General features: G+C 37.5%; 1 protein-coding gene. It reads right to left on the bottom strand.

Annotated elements, in window-relative coordinates; genetic code table 11:
• Positions 1–113 precede the first annotated feature (113 nt).
• Positions 114–1,454: an APC family permease gene (locus tag V7659_RS28325; protein WP_335543395.1), complete on the bottom strand. Its 1,341-nt coding sequence runs from the start codon at positions 1,452–1,454 to the stop codon at positions 114–116.
• Positions 1,455–1,818 lie beyond the last annotated feature (364 nt).

Below are 1,818 nucleotides of genomic sequence, written 5' to 3'. Positions count from 1 at the left end.
TGATAAATAAAGAAAAAGACGTATGCCAATTCATACGTCAATTCTTGTGTCTTCCCGAAAACGGAACCCTTTACAAATCGAAGAATCCACTGCTTTCATAAAAGATTATTCGTTTATGCTTCCTCCGCTTTATATTGGGGTGGCGCTATTCGGAATGCCTTTGTTAGAAATAGTAAGTAAGTAAATCCAACAATGAACCAAAGAATTCCCATAATCAAGGAACTAACCTCTAGATTAATCCAAAGCATTCCAACCGCTCCCGCACCAATTAAAGGCATTATAACGTAATCAAAAAAACCTCTAGGTGTCCTGTGCATCTTTTGACGAACGGCAAAGTGACTAATAACAGAAAGATTGACAAACGTAAAGGCCATTAACGCACCAAAATTAATTAACGAAGTTGCCGTAACTAGATCGAAGAACCAGGCTGACAATGAGATGGCACCCACCACTAAAACATTAATTGCAGGTGTCCGCCATTTTGGATGAACGTATCCAAACCATTTTTCCGGGAATACCTTATCACGCCCCATAACATACAAGAGTCGGGAAACACTAGCATGTGATGCAAGTCCGGAGGCTAGTGTATTAACAAAGGTTGTACATAAGAAAATCGATTGGAACAGTTTTCCACCTACATATAGAGCTATTTCTGGAAGGGCGGCATCAGGTTCTTTAAATCTAGATATATCTGGAAAATAGGATTGAATAAAAAACGATGTGGTAATAAAAATAACCCCTCCCCATAAAGCGGTAAGCATTATTGCTTTTGGGATCGTCTTTTGCGGATTGGGAGTTTCTTCAGACAATGTTGTAACAGCATCAAAACCCAGGAAAGAAAAGCAAAGAATCGTTGCACCGGTAATAAGGACTGGCAGGTTCATGCCTTCAACAAAAAATGGGTTTAAGCTAAAAACAGTTCCTGTTCCCTCTCCTGAATGTAAACCTTTAATAACAAGAATAATGAAGACTGCCATGATCAGTATTTGAACAAGAACAAATAATGTATTGAAATTTGCCAGGGCATTTACGCTACGCAGGTTTAAGAATGTAACAATTCCTACAAACACTAATACCCAAATAATATCTGGCATAGATGGGAATAATGCATTGAGGTACAGTTTTGTTAACAAAGCGTTTACCATTGGCAAAAACAAATAATCAAGCAGCGAAGACCATCCAACTAGAAAACCTAGATGCCTGTTCATCGCTTTTTGGGTATACGTATAGGCTGAGCCAGCTTGTGGGAAAACCTTAACAAGTTTCCCGTAACTTGACGCAGTAAACAGCATCCCAATCAATGCAATAATATAGGCTGTTGGTACATGCCCCTCGGTTACACCCGAAACAATTCCAAATGTGTCAAATACCACCATAGGTGTCATATAAGCTAACCCCATGATTACGACCTGCCACAGCTTTAACGATCTTTTCAGCTTTACGCCATTCTCCACATATCATACCTCCTTTTTGATTAAAACGCTTTCATAAAAGAAATAACCCCTTTGTCTTCTGAAAATTTTTTATTCCCCCTTACTTTTTTGAAAATTCAAATATATACTTGCAAATTCCGTGCCAAACTATATATTTTTTAAATTATTCTCAAAGGGGGTCGTGAATAGTCAACCTATAGTCTTTTGAATTATTCATCTATGCATACAATATTCCCAATTAAATAGTATCTCGCTCCATTCACAACGATTTCTCTCATTATTTCATCTGGCACATTTCTTGCAATTTACATATAAGAAAATAAAAAATGGGGGAATCTTAAATGCAATATCCATTATCACCAGATGTTAAACCAGAAGTTTGTAC

The sequence above is a fragment of the Neobacillus drentensis genome (genome assembly GCF_036966985.1).
Lineage (GTDB): Bacteria > Bacillota > Bacilli > Bacillales > Cytobacillaceae > Neobacillus > Neobacillus drentensis_E.
This window is presented reverse-complemented; position numbering and strand designations above follow the sequence as displayed.